The organism is Pseudomonas palleroniana (genome assembly GCF_022836895.1).
Taxonomy (GTDB): domain Bacteria; phylum Pseudomonadota; class Gammaproteobacteria; order Pseudomonadales; family Pseudomonadaceae; genus Aquipseudomonas; species Aquipseudomonas palleroniana.
This window is the reverse complement of the sequence record NZ_CP092411.1, coordinates 164,423-188,224: the sequence shown is the minus strand read 5'-3', so window position 1 is coordinate 188,224 and position 23,802 is coordinate 164,423. Positions and strand designations below refer to the sequence as shown.

Here is a 23,802-nt window from a genome sequence, read left to right as displayed (position 1 = left end):
GCGAAGCAGGTGACGCAGTAGGCGTATCGTGCCTTAAAGCGCAGTGCGCGTCTTCGCCTGCGGCGCGACTATAAAGTCTGTTTTTAAGACTTGAAAATAATATAAATTTAATTTGATATTCTTTTTTTGAATATGAGGCTGTTTTAAAATGTGGGAGGGGGCTTGCTCCCGATACCAGTGTGTCAGTCAGCACATATCTGTCTGACAGATTGCTATCGGGAGCAAGCCCCCTCCCACATTTACCCCACATTCGGTCCGCGTTTATTCAGTTGAACACCGCGTCGTAGGCGAACAACGCCGGCGCCCCACCGGTATGCAGGAAAATGATCGGCCCGTCCTCGAAGCGCTGACGCCCGATGCCGTCCAGCAAACCTGCCATGGCCTTGCCAGTGTAGACCGGGTCCAGCAGCAAGCCTTCCTGGCTCGCCAATAGCTTGACCGCTGAAAGGGTGCCGGCGTTCGGTTCGCCATAACGGGGGCCGAAGTATTCGTCCCACAAAATGACCTTGAACGCTTCGGGAAGGCTCACACCGAGCAACTCGGCAGTGCGTTCGGCCAGGCCCTGAACTTTGGGGCGCTGGGCTTCGTCGGTGCGCGATACGGTGACGCCGACTACCGGCAAATCCGGCAGGGCTTCACTCAGCGCCAAGGCCAGGCCGCTGTGGGTGCCTGCGCTGCCGGAGGCCAGCACCACGGCGGCGAACTGGAGGCCGCTGTCTTCAATCTGCGCGGCCAGTTCCAGCCCGGCGCGTACATAGCCCAGGGCGCCGAGGGCATTGGAGCCGCCAATGGGCACCAGGTACGGCTTCTTGCCGTTGCTGCGCAAGCGCTCGGCGAGGGCGTCGAGCTGTTCGTCGGCGTGGTCGAGGTTCTCCACCAATTCGACTTTGGCGTCGAACAGGTCCAGCAATAGCCGGTTGCCGTTGCCCAGGTAGTTGGGGTCTTCGGTACCGGTCGGGTTTTCCAGCAAGGCCACGCAACCCAGGCCCAGTTTGGCGGCGAGAGCGGCGGTCTGGCGTACGTGGTTGGACTGGATGGCGCCGGCGGTCACCAGGGTGTCGGCGCCTTGGGCGATGGCATCGGCGGCCAGGTATTCAAGCTTGCGCAGCTTGTTGCCGCCCATGGCCAGGGGTGTCGTGTCGTCGCGTTTGACGTAGATATCCCTGCCCAGCCAGGCCGACAGCCGCTCGAGTTTTTCCAGGGCAGTGGCGCCGCCCAGCAGTTCCAGACGGTTAAAGCGGTCGAGCTGTTGTTTGATCATGGCTACGCACGGTGGCTAAGTAATGAGGCGACTATAGGCAGGCACTTTTCAACGGGCAACCGTCAATCGCTTATGCCGTATGGTTCTTAGTATCGCACCATTGGTTCTTAAGGGCGGCCAGGGTGCATACCGTAAAGTGAGCGCCATTACGTCAGGAGTGAATACCGTGAGTGAGCGTTCCAGTCATTGGCAATTGCAGACCATCGTCAGCCAGCTGCGCAGCGCCCGGGACCAGTGGCGCACCCGCAATGGCCGGCTGAGCGGCGAGCATGGCGGCCGCGAATTACCTTCCCGCGACGCCGTGGCGCAGATCCTCGAAGCGCTGTGCGGTGCGCTGTTTCCCATGCGCCTGGGGCCGGTGGATCTGCGTGAGGAAAGTGAAGACTTTTACGTCGGCCATACCCTGGACGTCGCGCTCAACGCGTTGCTCGCCCAGGCCCGCCTGGAGCTGCGCTATGCCGCGCGCCAAGGCGGCCAGGATGACAGCCAGGTCGACGCCCTGGCCATCCGCTTGATCCAGGATTTCGCGCTGGCCTTGCCGTCCCTGCGCAGCCTGTTGGACACCGATGTGCTGGCCGCTTACCACGGCGATCCCGCCGCACGCAGTGTGGACGAAGTGCTGCTGTGCTACCCCGGCATCCTGGCGGTGATTCACCACCGCCTGGCGCACCATCTGTACCGCGCCGGCCTGCCGCTGTTGGCGCGCATCAGCGCCGAGATTGCCCACTCGGCCACCGGCATCGATATCCACCCCGGCGCGCAGATCGGCCCGAGTTTCTTTATCGACCATGGGACCGGGGTGGTGATCGGCGAGACCGCGATCATCGGCGAGCGTGTGCGCATCTACCAGGCGGTGACGCTGGGAGCCAAGCGCTTCCCGGCGGATGAGGATGGGCAATTGCAGAAGGGCCATCCGCGTCATCCGATCGTCGAGGACGATGTGGTGATCTATGCCGGGGCGACGATCCTTGGGCGTATCACCATCGGCAAGGGCTCGACCATTGGCGGCAATGTGTGGCTGACCCGCAACGTGCCGGCCGGGGCGAACATCACCCAGGCCAATCTGCAACATGATGACGGCTCGCAGAAATAAGCCGCACTTGGACTGAATGTGGGAGGGGCGGTGCGACGATTCGACTTGCTCCCGATAGCGGTCTGTAGTCAGTGCATGTGTTGGCTGACCCAGCGCTATCGGGAGCAAGCCCCCTCCCACATGGGTAATAACATTCCAATTCACTCTGCAGTCGCTGAACGAATTGTCTCGCCTGAGCGTCATACCGATCCCTGAGATAGTGTAGGAATTACCTACCACTCAGCCCTGCGATTAGTCCCGGACCGCCGATTCATGTTTAACTTGAACGTTCGTTCAAGTTAAAACCGGTGGTTCGCTGCCCGCTCACAACAGGAGGCTTACCTTTGCTGAGTCCGTTATTTCCAGCCACAACCCGTGTCGCCGGGGTGCATCGTTCATGAGTGCATCGTCCACCCCATCCAGTGGCCTGGTGCGCATGAATGCGCCCGTTTTCTACTTTGCCGCAACCGCCATTCTCTTGTTTGGCGTCACTGTCATCGCTATCCCGCAACAGGCCGGTGCCTGGCTCCTGGCGGCGCAAAACTGGGCGGCCAACACGGTCGGCTGGTACTACATGCTGGCGATGACGCTGTATCTGGTCTTCGTGGTGGTCACCGCGCTATCGGGCTACGGCAAGATAAAACTCGGTGCCGACCACGACGAGCCCGAGTTCAGCTACCTGTCCTGGGCCGGCATGCTGTTCGCCGCCGGCATCAGCATCACGTTGTTCTTCTTCTGTGTGTCGGAACCCTTGACGCACCTGGTGCAACCGCCGCAAGGCGCGCCGATGAACGCCGATGCCGCGCGCCAGGCCATGCAGATCCTGTTTCTGCACTGGGGCCTGCATGGCTGGGGCGTGTTCGCCTTTGTCGGCATGGCCCTGGCGTATTTCGCCTACCGGCATAACCTGCCGCTGGCGTTGCGTTCGGCGCTGTATCCGCTGATCGGCAAACGCATCAACGGCCCCATCGGCTACGCGGTGGATGGCTTCGGCATCATCGCAACGGTGTTCGGCCTGGGGGCCGACATGGGCTTCGGAGTGCTGCACCTCAACTCGGGCCTGGACTACCTGTTCGGTATCGCTCACACCCAGTGGATTCAGGTCGGCCTGATCACGCTGATGATGGGCGCGGCGATCATCGTGGCCGTGGCCGGTGTGGACAAGGGCGTGCGCGTGATGTCCGACATCAACATGCTGCTGGCCTGTGCGCTGCTGCTGTTCGTGTTGTTCGCCGGGCCTACCCAGCACCTGCTCAATACGCTGATCCAGAACGTCGGTGACTACCTCGGCGCGTTGCCGACCAAGAGTTTCGACGTGTATGCCTACGACAAGCCCAGCGACTGGCTGGGCGGTTGGACGGTGTTCTACTGGGCCTGGTGGATTGCATGGTCGCCCTTCGTGGGCCTGTTTATCGCACGGATTTCCCGTGGCCGGACCATTCGTGAGTTTGTGTTCGGTGTGCTGCTGATCCCGTTGGGTTTCACCCTGGCGTGGATGTCGATTTTCGGCAACAGCGCCATCGATCAAGTGCTCAACCACGGTATGGCGGCGCTCGGTCAGTCGGCCATTGATGAGCCCTCGATGAGCCTCTACCTGCTGCTGGAAACCTACCCGTGGAGCAAAACCGTCATCGCCGTCACGGTGTTTATCAGCTTCGTGTTCTTCGTGACCTCGGCCGACTCCGGCACCGTGGTGCTGTCGACCTTGTCGTCCAAGGGCGGCAGCGCCGATGAAGACGGGCCGAAATGGCTGCGGGTGTTCTGGGGCGCGATGACCGCGCTGGTCACCAGTGCCTTGCTGTTTGCCGGCAGTATCGACTCGCTCAAATCGGCAGTGGTGCTGACCTCGTTGCCGTTCTCGTTGATCCTGCTGCTGATGATGTGGGGGCTGCACAAGGCCTTTTACCTGGAGTCGCAGAAGCAGATCGCCCAGTTGCATTCGCTGGCGCCGGTGTCGGCGGCGCGTAAAGGCCGGGGTGGTTGGCGCCAGCGCTTGAGCCAGGCGGTGCACTTCCCATCACGAGATGAGGTATACCGCTTCCTCGACACCACCGTGCGCCCGGCCATTGAAGAAGTGACGGCGGTATTTGTCGAGAAGGGCTTGAACGTGGTCACGCAGCCGGACCCGGCCAATGACAGCGTCAGCCTGGAGATCGGTCATGGCGAGGAGCGCCCGTTTGTTTACCAGGTGCAGATGCGCGGCTACTTCACGCCGTCGTTTGCCCGCGGTGGCATGGGCAAGAAAGAGATCAACAACCGCCGCTATTACCGCGCCGAAGTGCACTTGAGCGAAGGCAGCCAGGACTACGACCTGGTGGGCTATACCAAGGAGCAGATCATCAACGACATCCTCGACCAGTACGAGCGACACCTGCAGTTCTTGCATCTGGTGCGTTAGCCTGAAAGTCCAGAGGAACCCCCGCAAAGCCCCGTTCTACGGGGCTTTCTTAAACTTAATTTCATCCGTCAAAGCCGCATTTTGACTCCGAACTGTCATCTCGCCACTGCGTAATTGTGTGAAGCGTTTGACGCTTTCATTTCAGAACAGTGACGGAGACAGGTACCGATGAAGACGTTATTAAGCCCCATGGTGGGTGTCGCCGTGGCGAGCTTTATGCTGTCCGCCCATGCCGATTTTGTCGATGACAGCCACGCCGATGTGACCCTGCTCAACCGCTATCTCAACCAGCAGGGGCGTGATGTGGTGAACAGCAATGCCAAGGCCCACAGCATTCGCGATTGGGGCCAGGGGTTCGAGTTCAACTTCAAGTCCGGCTACACCGAAGGCCCGGTGGGTTTTGGCCTGGACCTGCAGGCGTTCTACGGCTTGAAGCTGGACTCCGGTGGCGACCTCAATGACAAGGATCACCAGGGACGCTACCCCGGCAGCATGTTCCCGCTGGACAACGGCAAGTCCGCCGACCAGTTCGGCGTGTTGAGCCCGACGTTCAAGATGCGTTTCGCCAAGGATGAACTGCGCGTCGGCACGCTCTACGGCAACAACCCGATACTGGCCAACACCGACGGGCGCCTGTACCAGCAGACCAATACCGGCGTGCAACTGGTGTCCAAGGACCTCAGCGACTTTACCTTCACCGGCGGCGATATCTTCAAGACCAAGATCCGCAATGAAACCGGCGACCAGGGCATGATCACCGCCGGCGGTACCAAAGAGAGCGATCGCTTCCTGTTTGGCGGTGCGGACTACACCGGCATCCAGAACACCACGGTCAGCCTGTGGTACTCCAACCTGGAGGATTACTACCAGCAGTTCTTCCTCGGTGCCAAGCGCCATGACGCGTTGTCGGTGGGCGCCATCGATACCGATGTGCGCGTGTTCCGCAGCCTGGGTGTGGGCGGCAATGCCGATGGCGACAACGACTACGCCGCGAGCGGTCTCTATGGCGATGGCGTGAACAAAGGGCGCATCAACCAGACCACCGCCAGCTTGCTTGAGAGCTACAGCCTTGACGGGCATACCGTCGGCTTGGGTATCCAGAAGAACAGCGGCGACAGCGACTTCCCGTACCTGGATTCCGGCCTGAATAGCGGTGACAACCGCCAGGGCCCAGGCTCAGGCGCCGACACCCCGGCACTCACCAACATGCAGTTGAACAAATTCCAGCACGCCGGCGAGCGCACTTGGCTGGCGCAGTACAAATATGACTTCGGCAAACTCGGTCTCACCGGCCTGACGTTCTCCGCCGCCTACGCCCACGGTGATGACATCCGCACGGCGCAAGGCACGACCAGCGAATGGGAACGTAACGTCGCCGTGGCGTATCAAGTCCCCACCGGTACCCTGAAGGGCCTCGGCGTGACCTGGAAAAACGCCCACGCCAGCCCGGACATCAGCGGTGCGACCGTGCAAGATGAAAACCGTTTCTATGTCAGCTATGTCGTTCCCCTCTGGTAGGAAATTGCTGTAAAACGGACAGGCAGACTTAAGCGATTCAGCTGGTTAAAAGGCCTGGGAATAAGCTTATTTCCGGGCCTTATTTGCCTACGTCCAAGAGAGGATTCGATGACTTACATTGCTGCCGAAAACCGCTATGAATCTATCCCGTACCGCCGCGTAGGCCGCAGTGGGCTGGTGCTACCGGCACTGTCCCTGGGCCTGTGGCACAACTTTGGCGACAGCACCCCGATCGACACCCAGCGCGCCCTGCTGCGCACCGCGTTCGACCTGGGCATCAATCACTTCGACCTGGCCAACAACTACGGCCCGCCCTATGGCAGCGCCGAGATCAATTTCGGCCGTCTGCTGCGTGAAGATTTCAAGCACTACCGCGACGAGCTGATCATCTCCAGCAAGGCCGGCTGGGACATGTGGCCCGGCCCTTATGGCCAGGGTGGCGGTTCGCGCAAATACGTCCTGGCGAGCCTGGACCAGAGCCTGCAACGCCTGGGCGTCGACTACGTGGATATCTTCTATTCCCACCGTTTTGATGCCGACACACCACTTGAAGAAACCGCCGGCGCCCTCGCCACTGCCGTGCAACAAGGCAAGGCGTTGTACATCGGTATCTCGTCGTATTCCGGCGTGAAAACCCGCGAAATGGCCGCACTGCTCAAAGAGTGGAAAGTGCCGTTGCTGATTCACCAGCCGGCGTACAACCTGCTCAACCGCTGGGTGGAAAAAGACCTGTTGGAGACCACCGAAGAACTCGGCGCCGGTGTGATTGCCTTCACGCCGCTGGCCCAGGGGCTGCTCACCGACAAGTACCTCAACGGCGTGCCGGCGGATGCGCGGGTCAACCGCCCGGGGGGTGGTTCGTTGCAAGCCAAACACTTGTCGGAAACCAACATTGCCCATGTGCGTGCACTGAACGAAATCGCCCAGCGCCGCGGCCAGAGCCTGGCGCAATTGGCGCTGGCCTGGACCTTGCGCGACCCTCGAGTGACCAGTGCGCTGATCGGCGCCAGCCGGCCGGAGCAGATCATCGAAAACGTCGGGGCGTTGAAGAACTTGAGCTTCAGCGCGCAGGAGTTGGCGGAGATCGATCGGTTTGCGCAGGAAGGCGGGATCAACCTGTGGGAAAAGCCGTCCACTGCTGAATAACCTGGCAGCACAGGGTCAATGTGGGAGGGGGCTTGCTCCCGATGGCGGTGGATCAGCCAATGCATAAGTTGACTGATTCACCGCTATCGGGAGCAAGCCCCCTCCCACATATGTTCTTTGTCAGGCTTTAGAAAGGAACGTCGCCCAGGATTGTCGCCCGGTGCATCACCCGCCGCTGCGGCCGGTAATCGTCTACCGCGTAATGCTGCGTCACACGGTTGTCCCAGAACGCCACGTCATTCTCCTGCCAGCGCCAGCGAATGGTGAATTCCGGGCGTGTGGCGTGGGCAAACAGCAGCTTGAGAATCGCCTCGCTTTCCGCCGGTTCCAGTTCATTGATTCGGGTGGTGAACCCTTCGCTGACAAACAGTGATTTGCGCCCGCTCACCGGGTGCGTACGCACGACTGGGTGCGACAGTGGCGGGTTTTTCTTGCGGGTTTCTTCCCAGCGCAGCAGGTCTTCGGCGCTGTTGCCAAAGCGCTCCAGCGGGAAAGACTTGGTGAAGTCGTGGGTGGCGGTCAGGCCGTTGAGTAAGCGCTTCAGCGGCTCGGAGAGCGCCTCATAGGCGGCAATGCCACTGGCCCACAACGTATCGCCGCCAAACGCCGGCAGCTGTTTGGCGCTGAGTACCGCACCGAGTGCCGGGGTGGGCAGGAATGTCACGTCGGTATGCCAGACGGCGTTGTCGCGCACATCGGTGACGGCGGTATCGAGGATCAGCACTTCGGGCTGTTCCGGCACGTTGGGGTAGATCGGGTGAATGTGCAGGTCGCCAAAGTTCGCCGCGAACCGTGCTTGTTGCTGTGGGGTGATCGGCTGGCCACGGAAGAACAGCACCGAGTGGCTGAGTAACGCCTGCTCGATGGCATCGCGGTGTTCGGTGCTCAGCGGCTGGGTAATATCCACGCCGCTGATCTGTGCGCCCAGGGCAGTGCTTAGTGGGGTAACGGTCAGGCTGCTCAATTCAGTTCTCATCACTCAGTGTGCCTGGCCATGCCAAGGCACTAATTTACGCTGCAGGGCACGCAGGCCCATTTCCATGGCGAAGGCGATCAGGGCAATCACCAGAATCCCCAGCACCACCACATCGGTGACCAGGAACTGCGCCGCCGACTGCACCATGAAACCCAGGCCGCTGGTGGCGGCGATCAGCTCGGCGGCGACCAGGGTCGACCAGCCCACGCCCAGGCCGATGCGCACACCGGTAAGGATGTCGGGCAGTGCGCTCGGCAGGATCACGTGGCGAATCAACTGGGCGCGGCTGGCGCCCAGCGATTGCGCGGCGCGTAGTTTGGCCGGGTCGACGGTGCGCACGCCGGTCGCCGTGGCGATGGCGATCGGCGCAAAGATCGCCAGGTAAATCAGCAGCACCTTGGACAACTCGCCGATGCCGCACCAGATCACGATCAACGGCAGGTAGGCCAAAGGTGGGATAGGCCGGTAGAACTCGATCAGCGGGTCGAGAATGCCGCGAGCGATACGGTTGGCACCGATGGCGATGCCCACCGGCACGGCGGTCAGCACCGCAAAGCCCAGGCCCAGGCCGATACGGCTCAAGCTCGCTGCCAAGTGCTGCCACAAGGTGGAATCCATGTAGCCCGTGGTCGCCAGCAGCCAGCCTTTTTGCAGCACCGCAGAAGGTGGCGGCAGGAACAGCGGTTCGATCAAGCCAGTGGCGGTGACGGCCCACCAGAGCGTCAGCAGCGCTACCACGGTCAGCACACTGATCCAGCGCGTGCTCAGGCTGCGACGCACCGCGATAACCGCATGCGCCGGACGCTTGGCGGTGGTGTTGGAGGAAAGTTCGTAACTGCTCATGCGCGCACCTGCCGTTGCGAGAACACTTTGCCCAGCACGTGCTCACGGGTTTCGATAAAGCGTGGGTCGGACTTGATGGCTCGCGCCGATTCGCCGGCGGCGTAACGCTGGCCAAAGTCCAGGTGCAGGCGTTCGACGATCTGGCCAGGGTTGGGGGCCAGCAGGATCAAATCAGTGGCGAGGAACACCGCTTCTTCGATGTCGTGGGTAATCAGGAACACCGGCTTGGCCGTGCGCCGCCAGACCTGCAGCAGCAGTTCCTGCATCTGTTCGCGGGTGAAGGCATCGAGGGCGCCGAAGGGCTCGTCCATCAGCAACACACGAGGGTCGGCCGCCAGGGCACGGGCCAGGCCCACGCGTTGTTTCTGGCCGCCGGAAAGTTGCCAGATACGGCGCTTGTCGAAACCCGCCAGGTCCACCAGGGCCAGCATTTCCCGGGCGCGCACTTCACGTTGTGCCTTGGGCACACCGGCCAGTTCGAGACCGAAGCCGACATTGGCCAGCACGTCCTGCCAGGGCAGCAGGGCGTCATCCTGGAACACCACGCCACGTTCGGCGCTGGGGCCTTTGACCGGCACGCCGTCCAGGGTGATGCGCCCGGCGCTGGGTTCGACGAAACCGGCTATCAGGTTCAACAGCGAGGTCTTGCCACTGCCGGACGGGCCGAGAGCGACCAGCAACTGCTGGGGCCCCAGGTCCAGTGAAATGTCAGCCAGTACCGGTGATGTGGCGCCTGGGTACTGTGCGCTGATGCGCTCCAGTTGTAGCAAGGCCATCGCTATGGACTCCCGATCAGTGGGTGATGAATTTGGCGCTGACGTAAGGTGCATAGTCCGGCAGTACGGCGTCGACTTTGCCTTGTTCCTTGAGGAACGCTGCCGTGTCGGTCACGGCCTGGGTGGTCGGTGCGCCCAGCAGGGTCACTTGGTCAGCGGCCAGCGGGTAGACATTGCCTTGCAGCAGCAGGGGGATATCACTGGCCTTGGCGCCGGAGAGCTTCACCAGCTTGTCGACGTTGCCTTTATCGGCCAGCCAGGCTTGTGGGTCTTTGCGGTAGGCGGCATAGGCATCCAGGGTGACTTTGGCGAACGCACTGACGATTTCCGGGTGCTTTTCGGCGAAGTCTTTGCGCACGATCCACGCATCGAAGGTCGGTGCGCCGAGCTTGGCCAGTTCGCCGGAGGTGATCAGCACCTTGCCGTTTTCCTTGGCTACGCCCAGGGCTGGGTCCCAGACATAGGTCGCGTCGATGTCGCCACGCTTCCAGGCGGCGATGATTGCCGGTGGCGCGAGGTTGAGGATGGTCACTTTGGACGGGTCGATATTCCAGTGTTTCAGCGCCGCCAGCAGGCTGTAGTGTCCAGTGGAGACAAACGGCACGGCGACCTTTTTACCGATCAGGTCCTGCGGGCTGTTGATCCCCGAACCATCGCGCGCCACCAGGGCTTCGGCGCCGCCGATCTGGGTGGCGACGAGGAAGGTTTGCACCGGCACTTTGCGGGTAATGGCTGCGGTCAGCGGGCTCGAACCGAGGTAGCCGATCTGCACGTCACCGGAGGCAATGGCGGCGATGATGTCGGCGCCGTTGTCGAATTTGCGCCAGTTGATCTTGGCCTGGGTGGCTTTCTCATAAGCACCGTCGGCCTGGGCGACTTTGGCCGGGTCTACGGTGGTCTGGTAAGCGATCGTCACATCCGCCGCCTGGGCAAACAGGCTGGCACCGGCCAGGGACAACGCCGCCAGAAGGCGCAGTGGGATTAAACGTTTCAAAGGGGATGCTCCTCAATCAGGCGGCCGAGGGTCGGCGTGTGAGGAGACTAAATGATCTAAGAACTCTAAAATAAATAACTTATTAGAATTAGCTTATGAGAAGAACGCTGACCTGTAGTGAGCGGGCTTGCCCCGCGCTGGGTGGCGCAGCCGCCCAAAATACGGACGCCGCGGTGTGTCAGTGGGACCGAGGTGCCTGGGTTTGGGGCGGCTTCGCCACCCAGCGCGGGGCAAGCCCGCTCACTACTGAAGTCTCTTTAGTTGCTGATGGCCAGGATGCTGGCTTGGTACGAGCCAACAAACACATCGAAGTCGCCCACTTCGTTCTGTTCCAGCTCCGCTTGCTGTGCCAGCGACGTGCGTGCCAGCTCCTCAAAGCGCGCCTGTTCTTGCGCCGGCAGCGGTTCTTTGCGGAAGTGTTCAGCGTGCAGTTGGCTCTGGTGCAGGGAGAACTGCGCAAAACTCTCTTTACGTTCGGCCATTGCCGCCAACACTTGGGCCGACGGCGTCAGGGACGAATCCTTGACCTTCGCCAACTGGGCGTCCAGCGCCTGGCTGTGCTCGGTGATGCCGTGGCTCTCATCCAGCAGCGCGGCCAACGGTGCGATCTTTTCCAGCAATTCGGTGGCCCATTGCTTCATGTCCACCGCCGCCCCGTCGCGTTGCAACTGCAGGCCAGGGCGGCGACCTTCCTTGACCACACTGAGGAAGTTGGACGTGGCGTTGCCGCAGGCGTTGTTAGCGAACAGCGGGCTGTCGTTCAGGGCGCAGTACAGCAGGAAGGCGTCGAGGAAACGCGACTCCGGCAGGTCGATACCCATCGGCAGGAACGGGTTGATGTCCAGGCAGCGCACTTCGATGTACTGGATGCCACGGGCCATCAGCGCCTGGATCGGCCGCTCACCGGTGTAGGTCACCCGCTTGGGGCGAATGTTGGAGTAGTACTCGTTTTCGATCTGCAGGATGTTGGTGTTGAGCTGAACCCACTCACCGTCCTTATGCGTGCCGACTTCGACATACGGCGGGTAGGGCGTCGCCACCGCCGTGCGCAGGCTATCGGTGTAGCTGGCCAGGTCGTTGTAGCACGGCGTGAGGCCGGCCTGGGCGTTGCTCTGGTAACCCAGGTCGCTCATGCGCAGGCTGGTGGCGTAAGGCAGGTACAGGGTGTCGGCGTCCAGCACTTCCAACTGGTGCGAGCGACCGCGCAGGAAACCGGCGTCGAGGGCCGGCGAGGCACCGAACAGGTACATCAGCAGCCAACTGTAGCGGCGGAAGTTGCGGATCAGCGCGATGTAGGCATCGGACTGGTAGTCACGGTCGGTGCCGACGAAACCTTCGGTCTCCTTGAGCAACGGCCACAACGCTTCCGGCAGGGAAAAGTTGTAGTGGATGCCGGCAATGCATTGCATGGTCTTGCCGTAACGCAGGGCCAGGCCCTTGCGGTACACGTACTTGAGCTGTCCGATATTGGAGGTGCCGTAGTAGGCAATCGGAATGTCTTCCTCGGCCGGCAACGGGCACGGCATCGAGGGGCTCCACAGGTATTCGCTGCCGAGCTTGGTGTAGGCAAACCTGTGGATCTTGTCGAGGCTGCTCAGGGTGTCGGCCGGGTCGGGCAGGGCGGGAGTAATGAACTCCAGCAGCGACTCCGAGTAGTCGGTGGTGATCTGTTCGTGGGTCAACGCGGCGCCCAGGGCTTCAGGGTGCGGTGTTTGCGCCAGGCGACCTTCAGCTGTGACACGTAGGCATTCGCGCTCGATGCCGTGCAAGCACTGCTCTAGCAGGGAGAGGTGTTCGCGCTTGCCGAGCAAGGCCAGGCGGCGGTTGAGAAGTTCGCTCAAGTTGGATTCCTTCACGCGTCAGTCGCCCCAATATGGGGGTAGGCAGGACGGTCTACAAGGGTGAAGTTAAAACTGGCGTGATCGCCTGGTTTAGAGTCGATATGACCCGATCAGTAAAAGCCGACTTCACTCCATGAATTGGGCTATAGCGCAGCAAGAAAATTCCGACGCTGTTATCGCAGCGCCGAAATTAACTCAAATCGAGGGTGGGGAGCTATAGGGCAGCGAACGTGCCTTGTGCTTTTGCGACTAATCGTTCGTCCTGATACACATCGGCTTCGACCACCAATGTGCGTCGACCCGCGTGGAGCACCCGGGCGGTACACAGCACGTCACCGTCAGACACGGCACGGATGTAGTTGATCTTGCACTCGATGGTCGCGCTCTGCTGGTCAAACCCATGGGAGCTGGAGCAGGCCAGCCCCATCGTAATGTCCACCAGGCTGAAAATCGCCCCGCCATGGAGCTTGCCCGCGCGGTTGCGCAGTTGCGGCTCCAGGGTCAGGGCCACCTCGGCAACGCCCTCGTCCAGGCGTTGCAGGCGGCAGCCGATCAGCTCGCTGAACGCGCTTTGGGTCAAGCCGGCCGGGATTTCCATCAGCGTTTCTTCAACTGTTTGGCATTGGCGAACAGTGAGGCCATGGCATTGTTGCTCGGTGCGGCATTCGCGGTTTCCTTGCGTGGCGCGTTGTTTTGCGACTGGCGCGGTGCCGAGCCCGGGCGGGCACCACGGGCGCCGTCGATTTTCTCGCCTGGGGTGTCGCTCATGCGCATCGACAGGCCGACGCGCTTGCGTGGGATGTCGACCTCCATGACCTTGACCTTGACCACGTCACCGGCTTTAACCGCTTCGCGTGGGTCTTTGATGAACTTCTCCGAAAGCGCGGAAATATGCACCAAACCGTCCTGATGCACGCCGATATCCACAAAGGCACCGAAATTGGTCACGTTGGTGACTACGCCTTCGAGGATCATGCCCGGCTGCAGGTCCTTGAGGTCTTCGACGCCCTCCTGGAATTCAGCGGTCTTGAACTCGGGGCGTGGGTCGCGGCCAGGTTTTTCCAGTTCTTGCAGGATGTCGGTGATGGTAGGCACGCCGAAGGTTTCATCGGTGTACTTCTTCGGGTCCAGGCGCTTGAGGAAAGCGGCGTCGCCGATCAGCGAGCGGATGTCGCGGTCGGTCTCGGCGGCGATGCGCTGTACCAGCGGGTAGGCTTCCGGGTGGACTGCGGACGCGTCCAGCGGGTTATCACCGTTCATCACGCGCAGGAAGCCGGCGGCCTGTTCGAAAGTTTTTTCACCCAGGCGTGCGACTTTTTTCAACGCGGCGCGGGTTTTGAAGGCACCGTTTTCATCGCGGTGGGTGACGATGTTCTGGGCCAGGGTGGCGTTGAGGCCGGAAATACGCGCCAGCAACGCTACGGATGCGGTGTTTACGTCCACGCCCACGGCGTTCACACAGTCTTCTACCACCGCGTCCAGGCCACGTGCCAGTTTCAGCTGCGACACGTCGTGCTGGTACTGGCCGACGCCAATGGATTTAGGGTCGATCTTCACCAGTTCGGCCAGCGGGTCCTGCAAGCGACGGGCGATGGACACCGCGCCACGGATCGACACGTCGAGGTCCGGGAATTCCTTGGATGCCAATTCCGACGCCGAGTACACCGAAGCACCGGCCTCGGAGACCATGACTTTGGTCATCTTCATGGCTGGGTATTTTTTGATCAGTTCGGCAGCCAGCTTGTCGGTTTCGCGGCTGGCGGTGCCGTTGCCGATGGCGATCAGGTCCACTGAGTGCTTGGCGCACAGGGCGGCCAGGATCGCCAGGGTCTGGTCCCACTTGTTGTGCGGTACGTGGGGGTACACGGTGGCGTGGTCGAGCAGCTTGCCGGTAGCATCGACCACGGCGACCTTGCAACCGGTGCGCAGGCCCGGGTCCAGGCCCAGGGTCGCGCGCGGGCCTGCCGGGGCGGCCAGCAACAGGTCGTGCAGGTTGTGGGCGAACACGTTGATCGCCTCGGTTTCAGCGCCGTCGCGCAGCTCGCCCAGCAGATCGGTTTCCAGGTGGGTGTAGAGCTTGACCTTCCAGGTCCAGCGCACGACTTCACCGAGCCATTTGTCCGCAGGACGATTCTGATTCTGGATGCCGAATTGCTGGCCGATCATGCCTTCGCACGGGTGCATGGTGCCCGGCAGTTCGTCACCGACTTTCAGTGAGGAGCTGAGAATGCCTTCGTTGCGGCCACGGAAAATGGCGAGCGCACGGTGGGACGGCATGCTTTTGAGCGGTTCGTCGTGTTCGAAGTAGTCGCGGAACTTGGCGCCTTCTTCCTCTTTGCCGGCGATGACGCGGGCGCTGAGCGTGGCTTCCTGCTTGAGGAAGGTGCGCAGTTTTTCCAGCAGGCTGGCGTCTTCGGCGAAGCGCTCCATCAGGATGTATTTGGCGCCTTCGAGGGCGGCCTTGACGTCAGCGACGCCTTTGTCGGCATTGACGAAGCGGGCCGCTTCGGTGTCCGGGGTCAGCGATGGGTCGTTGAACAGGCTGTCGGCCAACTCACCCAGGCCGGCTTCCAGGGCGATCTGGCCCTTGGTACGGCGCTTTTGCTTGTATGGCAGGTAGAGGTCTTCGAGGCGGGTCTTGGTGTCGGCGAGCTTGATGTCGCGTTCCAGTTGTGGGGTCAGCTTGCCCTGTTCCTCGATGCTGGCGAGGATGCTGATGCGCCGTTCGTCGAGTTCTCGCAGGTAGCGCAAGCGCTCTTCCAGGTGGCGTAGTTGGGTGTCGTCGAGGCTGCCGGTCACTTCTTTTCGGTAACGGGCGATGAAGGGCACCGTGGAGCCTTCATCCAGTAGAGCGACGGCCGCTTCGACCTGCTGTGGGCGTACACCGAGTTCCTCGGCGATGCGGCTGTTGATGCTGTCCATAAAACCACCTGAAATTCTTGAAAGCAGCTTGCAGGCCCGGAAAACAAGGCTTGCAAGGCTGGTTGAGCGGCCCGTCTGGCGCCGCTGCCTGGGTCAAGAGGCAGCCTATTGACCCTCGAAATTGAAAAAATCACGACAAGCGGGTGAAAAAAAGCCCGGCAGTAAACGGTAACGATCTGACGTTGCCCTGCACGAAGGCGCCGCATTATAACCAGCGTTCCGACCTTGGGTGGTACTGCGCCGCTGGTCGCCGCACGCGGGTTCGCTGGCGGCAGAGGAAAAATCTGCTAACAATGCACACGGTGCGTATAACGGCACCTAAGCCATAATGCGCGCCGAGATAAGAGGAGCATCCAATGAGCAGCACTGTACAAACTGCTGAAGGCGAAAAAATTCTCATCGTTGACGACGATCCAGGGCTGAGCAGCCTGCTGGAGCGCTTCTTCAACTCCAAGGGCTACCGTGCCCGCGCGGTGCCGAACACCGAGCAGATGGATCGCCTGTTGGGGCGCGAAGTGTTCAACCTGGTCGTACTCGACCTGATGCTGCCCGGCGAAGACGGCCTGACCGCGTGCAAGCGCCTGCGCGGTGCGAACAACCAGATTCCAATCATCATGCTGACCGCCAAGGGCGATGAGCTGAGCCGCATCAAGGGCCTTGAGCTTGGCGCTGATGATTACCTGGCCAAGCCATTCAACCCGGACGAATTGATGGCCCGGGTCAAGGCGGTATTGCGTCGCCAGGCTCCGCCGGTACCGGGCGCGCCAGGCAGCGAAGACGAAAGCGTCACTTTTGGCGACTACGAATTGTCGCTGGCCACCCGTGAACTCAAGCGTGGCGATGAAGTGCACATGCTGACCACCGGCGAATTCGCGGTCCTCAAGGCGTTGGTGATGAACGCGCGCCAGCCATTGACCCGCGACAAGCTGATGAACCTGGCCCGTGGCCGGGAGTGGGATGCCCTGGAGCGTTCCATCGACGTGCAGATTTCCCGTCTGCGCCGGATGATCGAGCCTGATCCTTCCAAGCCGCGGTATATCCAGACGGTGTGGGGCGTGGGTTATGTATTCGTGCCGGATGGCAATAAAACCAGTTGATCCATGATTTGCAGGGGCGGGTATTTCGGTGTTTGGCTCCATGAGAGTCAACGGGATGCCCGGCGTCTGCAATTCTGCGAGCGCCCCTCGTTCCTGCAAGGTATCTAGCTGTCCTCTATGAAAACCCCGCTGTGGTTCCCGCAAAGTTTCTTTTCCCGCACGCTCTGGCTGGTGCTGATCGTCGTTCTGTTTTCCAAGGCCCTCACGCTGGTTTATCTGCTGATGAACGAAGACGTGCTGGTTGATCGGCAATACAGTCACGGCGTCGCCCTGACCCTGCGCGCCTATTGGGCTGCCGACCCGGAGAACCGCGAGAAGATCGCCAAGGCCGCGACGCTGGTTCGCGTGGCGGGTGCGGGTGTGCCGGAGGGCGAACAGCATTGGCCCTACAGCGAGATCTACCAGCGACAGATGCAGGCCGAGCTGGGGGACGACACCGAGGTGCGGCTGCGCATGCATGTGTCGCCTGCGCTATGGGTGAGGGCGCCCAGCCTGGGCCAGGATTGGCTGAAAGTACCGCTGTACCCGCATCCGCTGCGGGGGCAGAAGATCTGGAACGTGTTGGGATGGTTCCTGGCCATTGGTTTGCTTTCTACCGCATCCGCCTGGATTTTCGTGCGCCAGCTCAACCAGCCCCTGAAACGCCTGGTGTTCGCAGCCCGCCAACTGGGGCAGGGGCGTAGCGTGCGCCTGCCGGTCAGTGATACGCCCAGTGAGATGACTGAGGTGTACAGCGCGTTCAACCAGATGGCGGAGGATGTCGAGCAGGCGGGTCGCGAGCGCGAGCTGATGCTGGCGGGCGTATCCCATGACTTGCGCACGCCATTGACGCGCTTGCGGTTGTCCCTGGAATTGATGGGCAGTCACAACGATCTGACGGATGACATGGTCCGCGACATCGAGGACATGGACGCGATTCTCGATCAGTTCCTGGCGTTTATCCGTGATGGCCGCGATGAAGTGGTTGAAGAAGTCGACCTCACGGACCTGGTGCGTGAAGTCGTGGCCCCCTATAACCAGAACGGTGAGCAGGTGCGCATGCGTCTGGAGCCGATCCAACCGTTTGCGCTGCGTCGGGTGTCGATGAAGCGTCTGCTGAACAACCTCATCGGTAACGCCTTGCATCATGCCGGTTCAGATGTGGAAGTGGCGGCCTACGTGTCCGGCGACAGCGCCGCACCCTATGTCGTGCTGAGTGTGATGGACCGAGGTACGGGGATCGACCCGGCGGAACTGGAAGGTATCTTCAACCCCTTCACCCGTGGCGATCGTGCCCGTGGGGGCAAAGGCACAGGCCTGGGGTTGGCGATTGTGCGGCGGATTGCCTCGATGCACGGAGGCAATGTTGAGCTGCGTAATCGTGAGGAAGGTGGCCTGGAGGCTCGTGTGCGCCTGCCGCTTGGCTTGATGCTGCCTAGAGATGCGGTATAGGTATAGGAGCAGCTGCAAGCTATTAGCTACAAGCCACAAGAAGAAGCAGCCTGCCTTCTCTTGCAGCTTGCAGCTGCTTCATTAGCCCTTGCCTTTGGTTCGGGTCATATTCGGGCCGCCATTCTTCTCTAGATGCTGAATGATGATCCCCGCCACATCCTTGCCCGTGGTGGTCTCGATGCCTTCCAGGCCCGGTGACGAGTTCACCTCCATCACCAGGGGGCCATGGTTGGAGCGCAGGATATCCACACCCGCCACGCTCAACCCCATCACTTTGGCGGCGCGCAGCGCGGTCATGCGTTCTTCCGGGGTGATCTTGATCAGGCTGGCGCTGCCGCCACGGTGCAGGTTGGAGCGGAACTCCCCTGGTTTGGCCTGGCGCTTCATCGCCGCAATCACTTTGTCGCCCACTACGAAGCAGCGGATATCCGCGCCACCGGCTTCCTTGATGTATTCCTGCACCATGATGTTCTGTTTGAGGCCCATGAATGCCTCGATCACCGATTCAGCGGCCGTTGCCGTTTCACACAGCACCACGCCAATGCCCTGGGTGCCTTCCAGCACCTTGATCACCAGCGGCGCGCCGTTGACCATGTCGATAAGGTCAGGGATGTCATCCGGTGAGTGGGCAAAGCCGGTAACCGGCAGGCCGATCCCGCGACGCGAGAGCAGTTGCAGCGAGCGCAGCTTGTCCCGCGAGCGTGCGATGGCTACCGATTCATTGAGGGGGAATACCCCCATCATTTCGAACTGACGCAACACCGCGCAGCCGTAGAAAGTGACCGAGGCACCGATGCGCGGGATCACCGCATCAAAACCCTCCAGTGGCTTGCCCCGGTAATGGATCTGGGGCTTGTGGCTGGCAATGTTCATGTAGGCCCGCAACGTGTCGATCACCACCATTTCGTGGCCACGTTCGGTACCGGCCTCAACCAGGCGGCGGGTGGAATACAGACGCGGGTTTCGCGACAGCACAGCGATCTTCATGCAGCACCTGGGGCAGAAATAGTTGAGACCGGGAACACCGGCTTGTCTTGAACGTACTTGACGCCGGGATTGACCACCAACTGGCCGTCAATCAACGCCTTGGAACCGAGCAACAGGCGATAACGCATGGCCTTGCGGCAGGCCAGGGTGAACTCCACCCGCCATACCCGGTCACCCAGCGCCAACGTAGTGCTGATCACGTATCGCACCTGCGCATGCCCGTTGGAGCTCTTGATGGTTTTCATCGTCACCAGGGGCGCTTCACAACGGCGGTGACGCAGTTGGACAACGCTGCCCAGGTGCGCGGTAAAGCGAACCCACTTTTCACCGTCACGCTCAAAGGGCTCTATATCGGTGGCATGCAGGCTTGAGGTGCTGGCGCCGGTGTCGATCTTCGCGCGCAGGCCCGCCACCCCCAAATCAGGGAGGGCCACCCACTCGCGCAGACCCACAACGGTCAAATGGTCAAATGTCTTCAATATAGGTAACCGGTCAATTCGCCCAGGCGTGAGGGGAAACCTCGGCCAGGGCTTTGAATGCAGGCTTGGCGAACCAGAAGCCTTGCATCAGAAATATTCCGCAGTCGGACAGGAAGTCGCGCTCGCCGGCACTTTCAATGCCTTCGGCGATGACGGTAACGCCCAACTGCTCACAAATTGTGACAATCCCCTGGACGATCACCTGACGGACACGATCCTGATCGACATCGCGGATCAGCGCCATGTCGAGTTTGATCAAGTCAGGTTGGAAATCGGCCAGCAGATTCAGCCCCGAATAGCCCGCGCCGAAATCGTCGATGGCGGTCTTGAAACCGAATTCGCGATATTCACGCAGAATATTCGTCAAATGGCGATAGTTATCTACATGCTCGTTTTCAAGTGTCTCGAAAATCAGCTGGTCGAGCGGGAAGTTATGTGCCCGAGCCGCCTCTAGAGTGCTGCGGATACACAGCTCTGGCCGATAGACGGCATTGGGCATGAAGTTGATGGACAGGTGGGTTTGCATCCCCAATGCCGCTGCGCCGGCGATCGCCTGGGTGCGGCAACGCTGGTCGAAGCGGTAACGGTTGCTCTCGTTGACTTGCGCCAGTATCGATAGCGCCCCTTCGCCATTGACCCCCCGTACCAGGGCCTCGTTGGCGAAAATGGAATGATCGCGAAGGTCTACGATAGGCTGGTAGGCGAAAGCGAAGTCGAAACCCAGCGGCTCGCTTTGCTGGCAGCCCACGCAGCGTTGGCCAGGCGAGGTGAGTGAAACGGGGAAGTCGGTCACGGCGTATCCTCGCGAAAACAGGGTGCTACCTGGCGTATCTTAGGTGAGCCTTGGGGTTTATGCGTCGAAGGGGTTCAACGGTTAAGTTGCGACATTTTTCAGCGAGAGGAATTCAAGTGGCTCAGAAGCAGGAAGAGGACGAAAAAGTCCGTTTGGACAAGTGGCTATGGGCCGCACGTTTTTACAAGACCCGTGCCTTGGCCAAGGCAGCCATCGAGAGTGGCAAGGTGCATCACCGGGGCGAGCGCTGCAAACCGGGCAAGGAACCGCGCGTAGGGGATGAGTTCCAGATTCGTACCGGCTTTGATGAAAAGGCCATTGTGGTTCAGGCTCTGTCGATTGTACGACGTGGCGCGCCCGAGGCTCAGACGCTGTATGCCGAGACTGATGCGAGTATCGCCAAGCGTGAGCATGCAGCAGCCATGCGCAAGGCGGGGGCTCTGGGGGTCAGTACCGATGGGAAACCGAGCAAGAAGCAACGCCGCGATCTGTTCAAGTTCCGTGGCAGTGGCGGTGACGAATAAAGTCGCCGGTAATCGCTTGGGGCTTCACTTGGCTTGGAACAAACCCGGATTGTTCATAAACTGCGTCATCTTCGCGTCAATATTATTCAACTCAGATACCCAGACCTATGACTGATCTACCGGATACCGACTTCACCCAACGCTTTATCTTCGACGAGACCGACGCCCGCGGCGAACTGGTCTCGTTGGAGCGCAGCTATGCCGAAGTCCTCGCCAAGCACCCCTATCCGGAGCCGGTCGCGCAACTGCTCGGCGAGCTGATGGCGGCGGCGGCGCTGCTGGTGGGTACGATGAAATTCGACGGTTTGCTGATCCTGCAAGCGCGTTCCGAAGGGCCGATTCCGCTGCTGATGATCGAGTGCTCCAGCGAGCGCGACATCCGTGGCCTGGCCCGCTACGACGCTGACCGGATTGCCGCGGACGCGTGCCTGGCCGACCTGATGCCCAATGGTGTACTGGCGCTCACCGTTGACCCGACCGAGGGCCAGCGCTATCAGGGGATTGTCGACCTCGATGGCGAAACCCTGTCGGACTGCTTCACCAACTACTTCGTGATGTCCCAGCAAGTCGGTACGCGTTTCTGGCTTAAAGCCGACGGCAAGCGTGCCCGTGGCCTGTTGCTGCAACAACTGCCGGCCGATCGCATCAAGGACGACGACGAGCGTGCCGAAAGCTGGCGCAACCTCACCGCACTGGCCGGCACCCTGACCACCGAGGAGTTGCTGGCGCTGGACAATGAAACCATCTTGCACCGCCTTTATCACGAAGAAGCTGTGCGGCTGTTCGATGCCCAAAGCCTGCGCTTCCATTGCAGTTGCTCGCGCGAGCGCTCGGCCAATGCTCTGGTCAGCCTGGGCCTTGAAGATGCACAGAATCTGGTGGTGGAACACGGCGGCCATATTGAAATCGACTGCCAGTTCTGCAACCAGCGCTACCTGTTCGATGCCGCTGATGTAGTCCAGTTATTCGCCGGCGCAGGCATCGACACCCCTTCCGACACCCGCCACTAAAACGTTTAAGCACAGGTAAATCACCTGACAAACGCCGGATTAGCGCAGTTCTGACGGGAGGGCCCTACTCTTTTTGGGCTTTTCTGGCATAATCCGGCCCACTTTTTTCGCGGTAGTAGTGCGCAACTTTCTACTACAAAACGTTTGGAGCACTCGGCTACAGGCCGACGGGGAACCTCATGACGCAAGCCAATAACGCTGTATACACCGATCTGAGTGTTGATGATCTGGTCAAAGAAGCCCTGCAGCGCGGTGAAGGCGTGCTTGCCGATACTGGCGCGCTGGTCGTAGAAACCGGTCACCGTACCGGCCGTTCGCCAGTCGATCGTTTCATCGTTGAAGAGCCTTCCACCCAGGACGCCATCGCCTGGGGCCCGATCAACCGCAAGTTCCCGGCCGACAAGTTCGACGCCCTGTGGGCGCGTGTCGAAGCCTTCAACAATGCGCAAGAGCATTTCGTTTCCCACGTTCACGTCGGTGCTGCGCACGATCACTACCTGCCCGTGAAAATGACCACCCAGACTGCCTGGCAGAACCTGTTCGGTCGTTGCCTGTTCATCAACCCGGCCCAGTACAACCCGGCCGGTCGTGAAGAGTGGCAGGTGCTTAACGTAGCCAACTTCGAGTGCGTGCCAGAGCGTGACGGCACCAACTCCGACGGTTGCGTGATCCTTAACTTCGCACAGAAAAAAGTGCTGATCGCCGGCATGCGTTACGCCGGTGAAATGAAGAAAGCCATGTTCTCGGTGCAGAACTTCCTGCTGCCGGCCGCCGACGTACTGCCGATGCACTGCGCCGCCAACATCGGCGAAGCCGGTGACGTGACCCTGTTCTTCGGTCTGTCGGGCACCGGTAAAACCACCCTGTCCGCCGACGAAAGCCGTTACCTGATCGGTGACGACGAACACGGTTGGGGCGAAGGCGTGGTGTTCAACATCGAAGGCGGTTGCTACGCCAAGTGCATCGACTTGTCCGAGAAGAACGAGCCGGTAATCTGGAAAGCCATCAAGCACGGTGCCGTGCTCGAAAACGTCGTGATCGACGACGCCAAGCACGCCGACTATGCCGATGTCAGCCTGACCCAGAACAGCCGCGCCGCCTACCCGCTGGAGCACGTGGCCAAGCGTTCCGAGAAGAACCTGGGCGGCGAGCCAAACGCTGTGATCTTCCTGACCTGCGACCTGACCGGCGTGTTGCCGCCAGTGTCTATCCTCAGCGAAGAGCAAGCGGCCTACCACTTCCTGTCCGGCTACACCGCTCTGGTGGGCTCGACCGAAATGGGTTCCGGCAGCGGCATCAAGTCGACCTTCTCCACCTGCTTCGGCGCGCCGTTCTTCCCACGCCCGGCCGGTGAATACGCAGAACTGCTGATCAAGCGCATCCGTGGCTTCGGCTCCAAGGTCTACCTGGTCAACACCGGCTGGACTGGTGGTGGTTATGGCGTCGGCAAGCGCTTCAACATCCCAACCACTCGCGGTGTGATTGCAGCGATCCAGAGCGGCGCGTTGATTGGTGCGCAAACCGAGCACCTCGACACCATCAACCTCGACGTGCCATTGGCCGTACCGGGCGTTGAAACCGGCCTGTTGAACCCACGTAACACCTGGGCCGACAAAGCTGCATACGACGAAGCGGCGAAGGCACTGGCCGGCCTGTTCATCGAGAACTTCAAGAAGTTTGAAGTGAGCGATGCGATCAAGGCCGCGGGTCCCAAGTTGTAAGGTTCGAACGTTG

20 protein-coding genes are annotated in these 23,802 nt (G+C 60.8%); 9 read left to right on the top strand and 11 right to left on the bottom strand.

Features of this window, described 5'->3' with window-relative positions; genetic code table 11:
• Positions 1-265: 265 nt before the first annotated feature.
• On the bottom strand, positions 266-1,261 hold the full coding sequence (locus MJP36_RS00835; RefSeq protein ID WP_090367515.1) for a D-cysteine desulfhydrase: 996 nt from the start codon (positions 1,259-1,261) through the stop codon (positions 266-268).
• A 166-nt stretch (positions 1,262-1,427) separates the two neighbouring features.
• Here MJP36_RS00835 and epsC point away from each other — a divergent pair, with 166 nt between their 5' ends.
• The 4 genes from epsC to mgrA all read left to right on the top strand — a co-directional run bounded on the left by epsC (position 1,428) and on the right by mgrA (position 7,395).
• A complete protein-coding gene (epsC, locus tag MJP36_RS00830; protein ID WP_060754677.1) occupies positions 1,428-2,354 on the top strand; it encodes a serine O-acetyltransferase EpsC in 927 nt (308 codons plus the stop codon).
• Between the two features lie 415 nt (positions 2,355-2,769).
• Positions 2,770-4,731 carry a choline transporter BetT gene (gene betT / locus MJP36_RS00825; protein WP_162843546.1) on the top strand — a complete coding sequence of 654 codons (1,962 nt, stop codon included), beginning with the start codon at positions 2,770-2,772 and terminating at the stop codon, positions 4,729-4,731.
• A gap of 189 nt (positions 4,732-4,920) precedes the next feature.
• Positions 4,921-6,249 (top strand): OprD family outer membrane porin, encoded by a 1,329-nt coding sequence (locus MJP36_RS00820; protein WP_081087016.1) that lies wholly within the window; start codon positions 4,921-4,923, stop codon positions 6,247-6,249.
• A 108-nt stretch (positions 6,250-6,357) separates the two neighbouring features.
• On the top strand, positions 6,358-7,395 hold the full coding sequence (mgrA, locus tag MJP36_RS00815; protein WP_090367510.1) for an L-glyceraldehyde 3-phosphate reductase: 1,038 nt from the start codon (positions 6,358-6,360) through the stop codon (positions 7,393-7,395).
• Between the two features lie 127 nt (positions 7,396-7,522).
• Here the strand turns inward: mgrA and tauD are convergent, their stop codons facing one another.
• From tauD to MJP36_RS00780, 7 genes are all read right to left on the bottom strand, one after another.
• Positions 7,523-8,371 (bottom strand): taurine dioxygenase, encoded by an 849-nt coding sequence (tauD, locus tag MJP36_RS00810; protein ID WP_090367509.1) that lies wholly within the window; start codon positions 8,369-8,371, stop codon positions 7,523-7,525.
• A 3-nt stretch (positions 8,372-8,374) separates the two neighbouring features.
• Positions 8,375-9,214: a taurine ABC transporter permease TauC gene (gene tauC / locus MJP36_RS00805; RefSeq protein WP_244384639.1), complete on the bottom strand. Its 840-nt coding sequence runs from the start codon at positions 9,212-9,214 to the stop codon at positions 8,375-8,377.
• Positions 9,211-9,990 carry a taurine ABC transporter ATP-binding subunit gene (tauB, locus tag MJP36_RS00800; protein ID WP_060754671.1) on the bottom strand — a complete coding sequence of 260 codons (780 nt, stop codon included), beginning with the start codon at positions 9,988-9,990 and terminating at the stop codon, positions 9,211-9,213. Before tauB ends, tauC begins: the two co-directional genes overlap by 4 nt.
• Positions 9,991-10,006: 16 nt before the next feature.
• Positions 10,007-10,984, bottom strand: coding sequence for a taurine ABC transporter substrate-binding protein (tauA, locus tag MJP36_RS00795; protein WP_090367505.1), 978 nt, complete (start codon positions 10,982-10,984; stop codon positions 10,007-10,009).
• A gap of 257 nt (positions 10,985-11,241) precedes the next feature.
• On the bottom strand, positions 11,242-12,825 hold the full coding sequence (gene gshA / locus MJP36_RS00790) for a glutamate--cysteine ligase (protein ID WP_090367503.1): 1,584 nt from the start codon (positions 12,823-12,825) through the stop codon (positions 11,242-11,244).
• A gap of 214 nt (positions 12,826-13,039) precedes the next feature.
• The gene (locus MJP36_RS00785) at positions 13,040-13,423 is read right to left on the bottom strand and encodes a PaaI family thioesterase (RefSeq protein ID WP_060754668.1); all 384 of its coding nucleotides are present in this window, start codon (positions 13,421-13,423) and stop codon (positions 13,040-13,042) included.
• Positions 13,423-15,747 carry a Tex family protein gene (locus tag MJP36_RS00780; protein WP_244384638.1) on the bottom strand — a complete coding sequence of 775 codons (2,325 nt, stop codon included), beginning with the start codon at positions 15,745-15,747 and terminating at the stop codon, positions 13,423-13,425. Before MJP36_RS00780 ends, MJP36_RS00785 begins: the two co-directional genes overlap by 1 nt.
• Before the next feature lie 356 nt (positions 15,748-16,103).
• Here MJP36_RS00780 and ompR point away from each other — a divergent pair, with 356 nt between their 5' ends.
• Positions 16,104-16,844: an osmolarity response regulator transcription factor OmpR gene (gene ompR / locus MJP36_RS00775; RefSeq protein WP_090367501.1), complete on the top strand. Its 741-nt coding sequence runs from the start codon at positions 16,104-16,106 to the stop codon at positions 16,842-16,844.
• Positions 16,845-16,961: 117 nt separating this feature from the next.
• Complete coding sequence (locus tag MJP36_RS00770; RefSeq protein ID WP_060754665.1) at positions 16,962-18,275, top strand: ATP-binding protein; 1,314 nt, start codon at positions 16,962-16,964, stop codon at positions 18,273-18,275.
• Positions 18,276-18,356: 81 nt separating this feature from the next.
• Here MJP36_RS00770 and rimK read toward each other — a convergent pair whose 3' ends face one another.
• The 3 genes from rimK to rimA are packed head-to-tail and all read right to left on the bottom strand — an operon-like array spanning position 18,357 to position 20,534.
• Positions 18,357-19,262: a 30S ribosomal protein S6--L-glutamate ligase gene (gene rimK / locus MJP36_RS00765; RefSeq protein ID WP_010214091.1), complete on the bottom strand. Its 906-nt coding sequence runs from the start codon at positions 19,260-19,262 to the stop codon at positions 18,357-18,359.
• On the bottom strand, positions 19,259-19,741 hold the full coding sequence (gene rimB / locus MJP36_RS00760) for a retropepsin-like aspartic endopeptidase RimB (RefSeq protein ID WP_005783815.1): 483 nt from the start codon (positions 19,739-19,741) through the stop codon (positions 19,259-19,261). Before rimB ends, rimK begins: the two co-directional genes overlap by 4 nt.
• Positions 19,742-19,754: 13 nt before the next feature.
• On the bottom strand, positions 19,755-20,534 hold the full coding sequence (gene rimA, locus MJP36_RS00755; RefSeq protein WP_161547667.1) for a S6 modification regulatory phosphodiesterase RimA: 780 nt from the start codon (positions 20,532-20,534) through the stop codon (positions 19,755-19,757).
• Positions 20,535-20,650: 116 nt separating this feature from the next.
• Here rimA and MJP36_RS00750 point away from each other — a divergent pair, with 116 nt between their 5' ends.
• From MJP36_RS00750 to MJP36_RS00740, 3 genes are all read left to right on the top strand, one after another.
• A complete protein-coding gene (locus MJP36_RS00750) occupies positions 20,651-21,058 on the top strand; it encodes an RNA-binding S4 domain-containing protein (protein WP_244384636.1) in 408 nt (135 codons plus the stop codon).
• 107 nt (positions 21,059-21,165) lie between these two features.
• Positions 21,166-22,068 carry an Hsp33 family molecular chaperone HslO gene (hslO, locus tag MJP36_RS00745; RefSeq protein WP_060754662.1) on the top strand — a complete coding sequence of 301 codons (903 nt, stop codon included), beginning with the start codon at positions 21,166-21,168 and terminating at the stop codon, positions 22,066-22,068.
• A 179-nt stretch (positions 22,069-22,247) separates the two neighbouring features.
• On the top strand, positions 22,248-23,789 hold the full coding sequence (locus MJP36_RS00740; protein ID WP_060754661.1) for a phosphoenolpyruvate carboxykinase: 1,542 nt from the start codon (positions 22,248-22,250) through the stop codon (positions 23,787-23,789).
• Positions 23,790-23,802 lie beyond the last annotated feature (13 nt).

Bases quoted from the DNA above. Each gene is read 5' to 3' on its own strand.
- MJP36_RS00835 (WP_090367515.1), bottom strand. From the start codon at position 1,261: ATGATCAAACAACAGCTCGACCGCTTTAACCGTCTGGAACTGCTGGGC.
- betT (WP_162843546.1), top strand. From the start codon at position 2,770: ATGAATGCGCCCGTTTTCTACTTTGCCGCAACCGCCATTCTCTTGTTT.
- MJP36_RS00820 (WP_081087016.1), top strand. From the start codon at position 4,921: ATGGTGGGTGTCGCCGTGGCGAGCTTTATGCTGTCCGCCCATGCCGAT.
- mgrA (WP_090367510.1), top strand. From the start codon at position 6,358: ATGACTTACATTGCTGCCGAAAACCGCTATGAATCTATCCCGTACCGC.
- tauD (WP_090367509.1), bottom strand. From the start codon at position 8,371: ATGAGAACTGAATTGAGCAGCCTGACCGTTACCCCACTAAGCACTGCC.
- tauC (WP_244384639.1), bottom strand. From the start codon at position 9,214: ATGAGCAGTTACGAACTTTCCTCCAACACCACCGCCAAGCGTCCGGCG.
- tauB (WP_060754671.1), bottom strand. From the start codon at position 9,990: ATGGCCTTGCTACAACTGGAGCGCATCAGCGCACAGTACCCAGGCGCC.
- MJP36_RS00785 (WP_060754668.1), bottom strand. From the start codon at position 13,423: ATGGAAATCCCGGCCGGCTTGACCCAAAGCGCGTTCAGCGAGCTGATC.
- MJP36_RS00780 (WP_244384638.1), bottom strand. From the start codon at position 15,747: ATGGACAGCATCAACAGCCGCATCGCCGAGGAACTCGGTGTACGCCCA.
- ompR (WP_090367501.1), top strand. From the start codon at position 16,104: ATGAGCAGCACTGTACAAACTGCTGAAGGCGAAAAAATTCTCATCGTT.
- MJP36_RS00770 (WP_060754665.1), top strand. From the start codon at position 16,962: ATGAAAACCCCGCTGTGGTTCCCGCAAAGTTTCTTTTCCCGCACGCTC.
- rimK (WP_010214091.1), bottom strand. From the start codon at position 19,262: ATGAAGATCGCTGTGCTGTCGCGAAACCCGCGTCTGTATTCCACCCGC.
- hslO (WP_060754662.1), top strand. From the start codon at position 21,166: ATGACTGATCTACCGGATACCGACTTCACCCAACGCTTTATCTTCGAC.
- MJP36_RS00740 (WP_060754661.1), top strand. From the start codon at position 22,248: ATGACGCAAGCCAATAACGCTGTATACACCGATCTGAGTGTTGATGAT.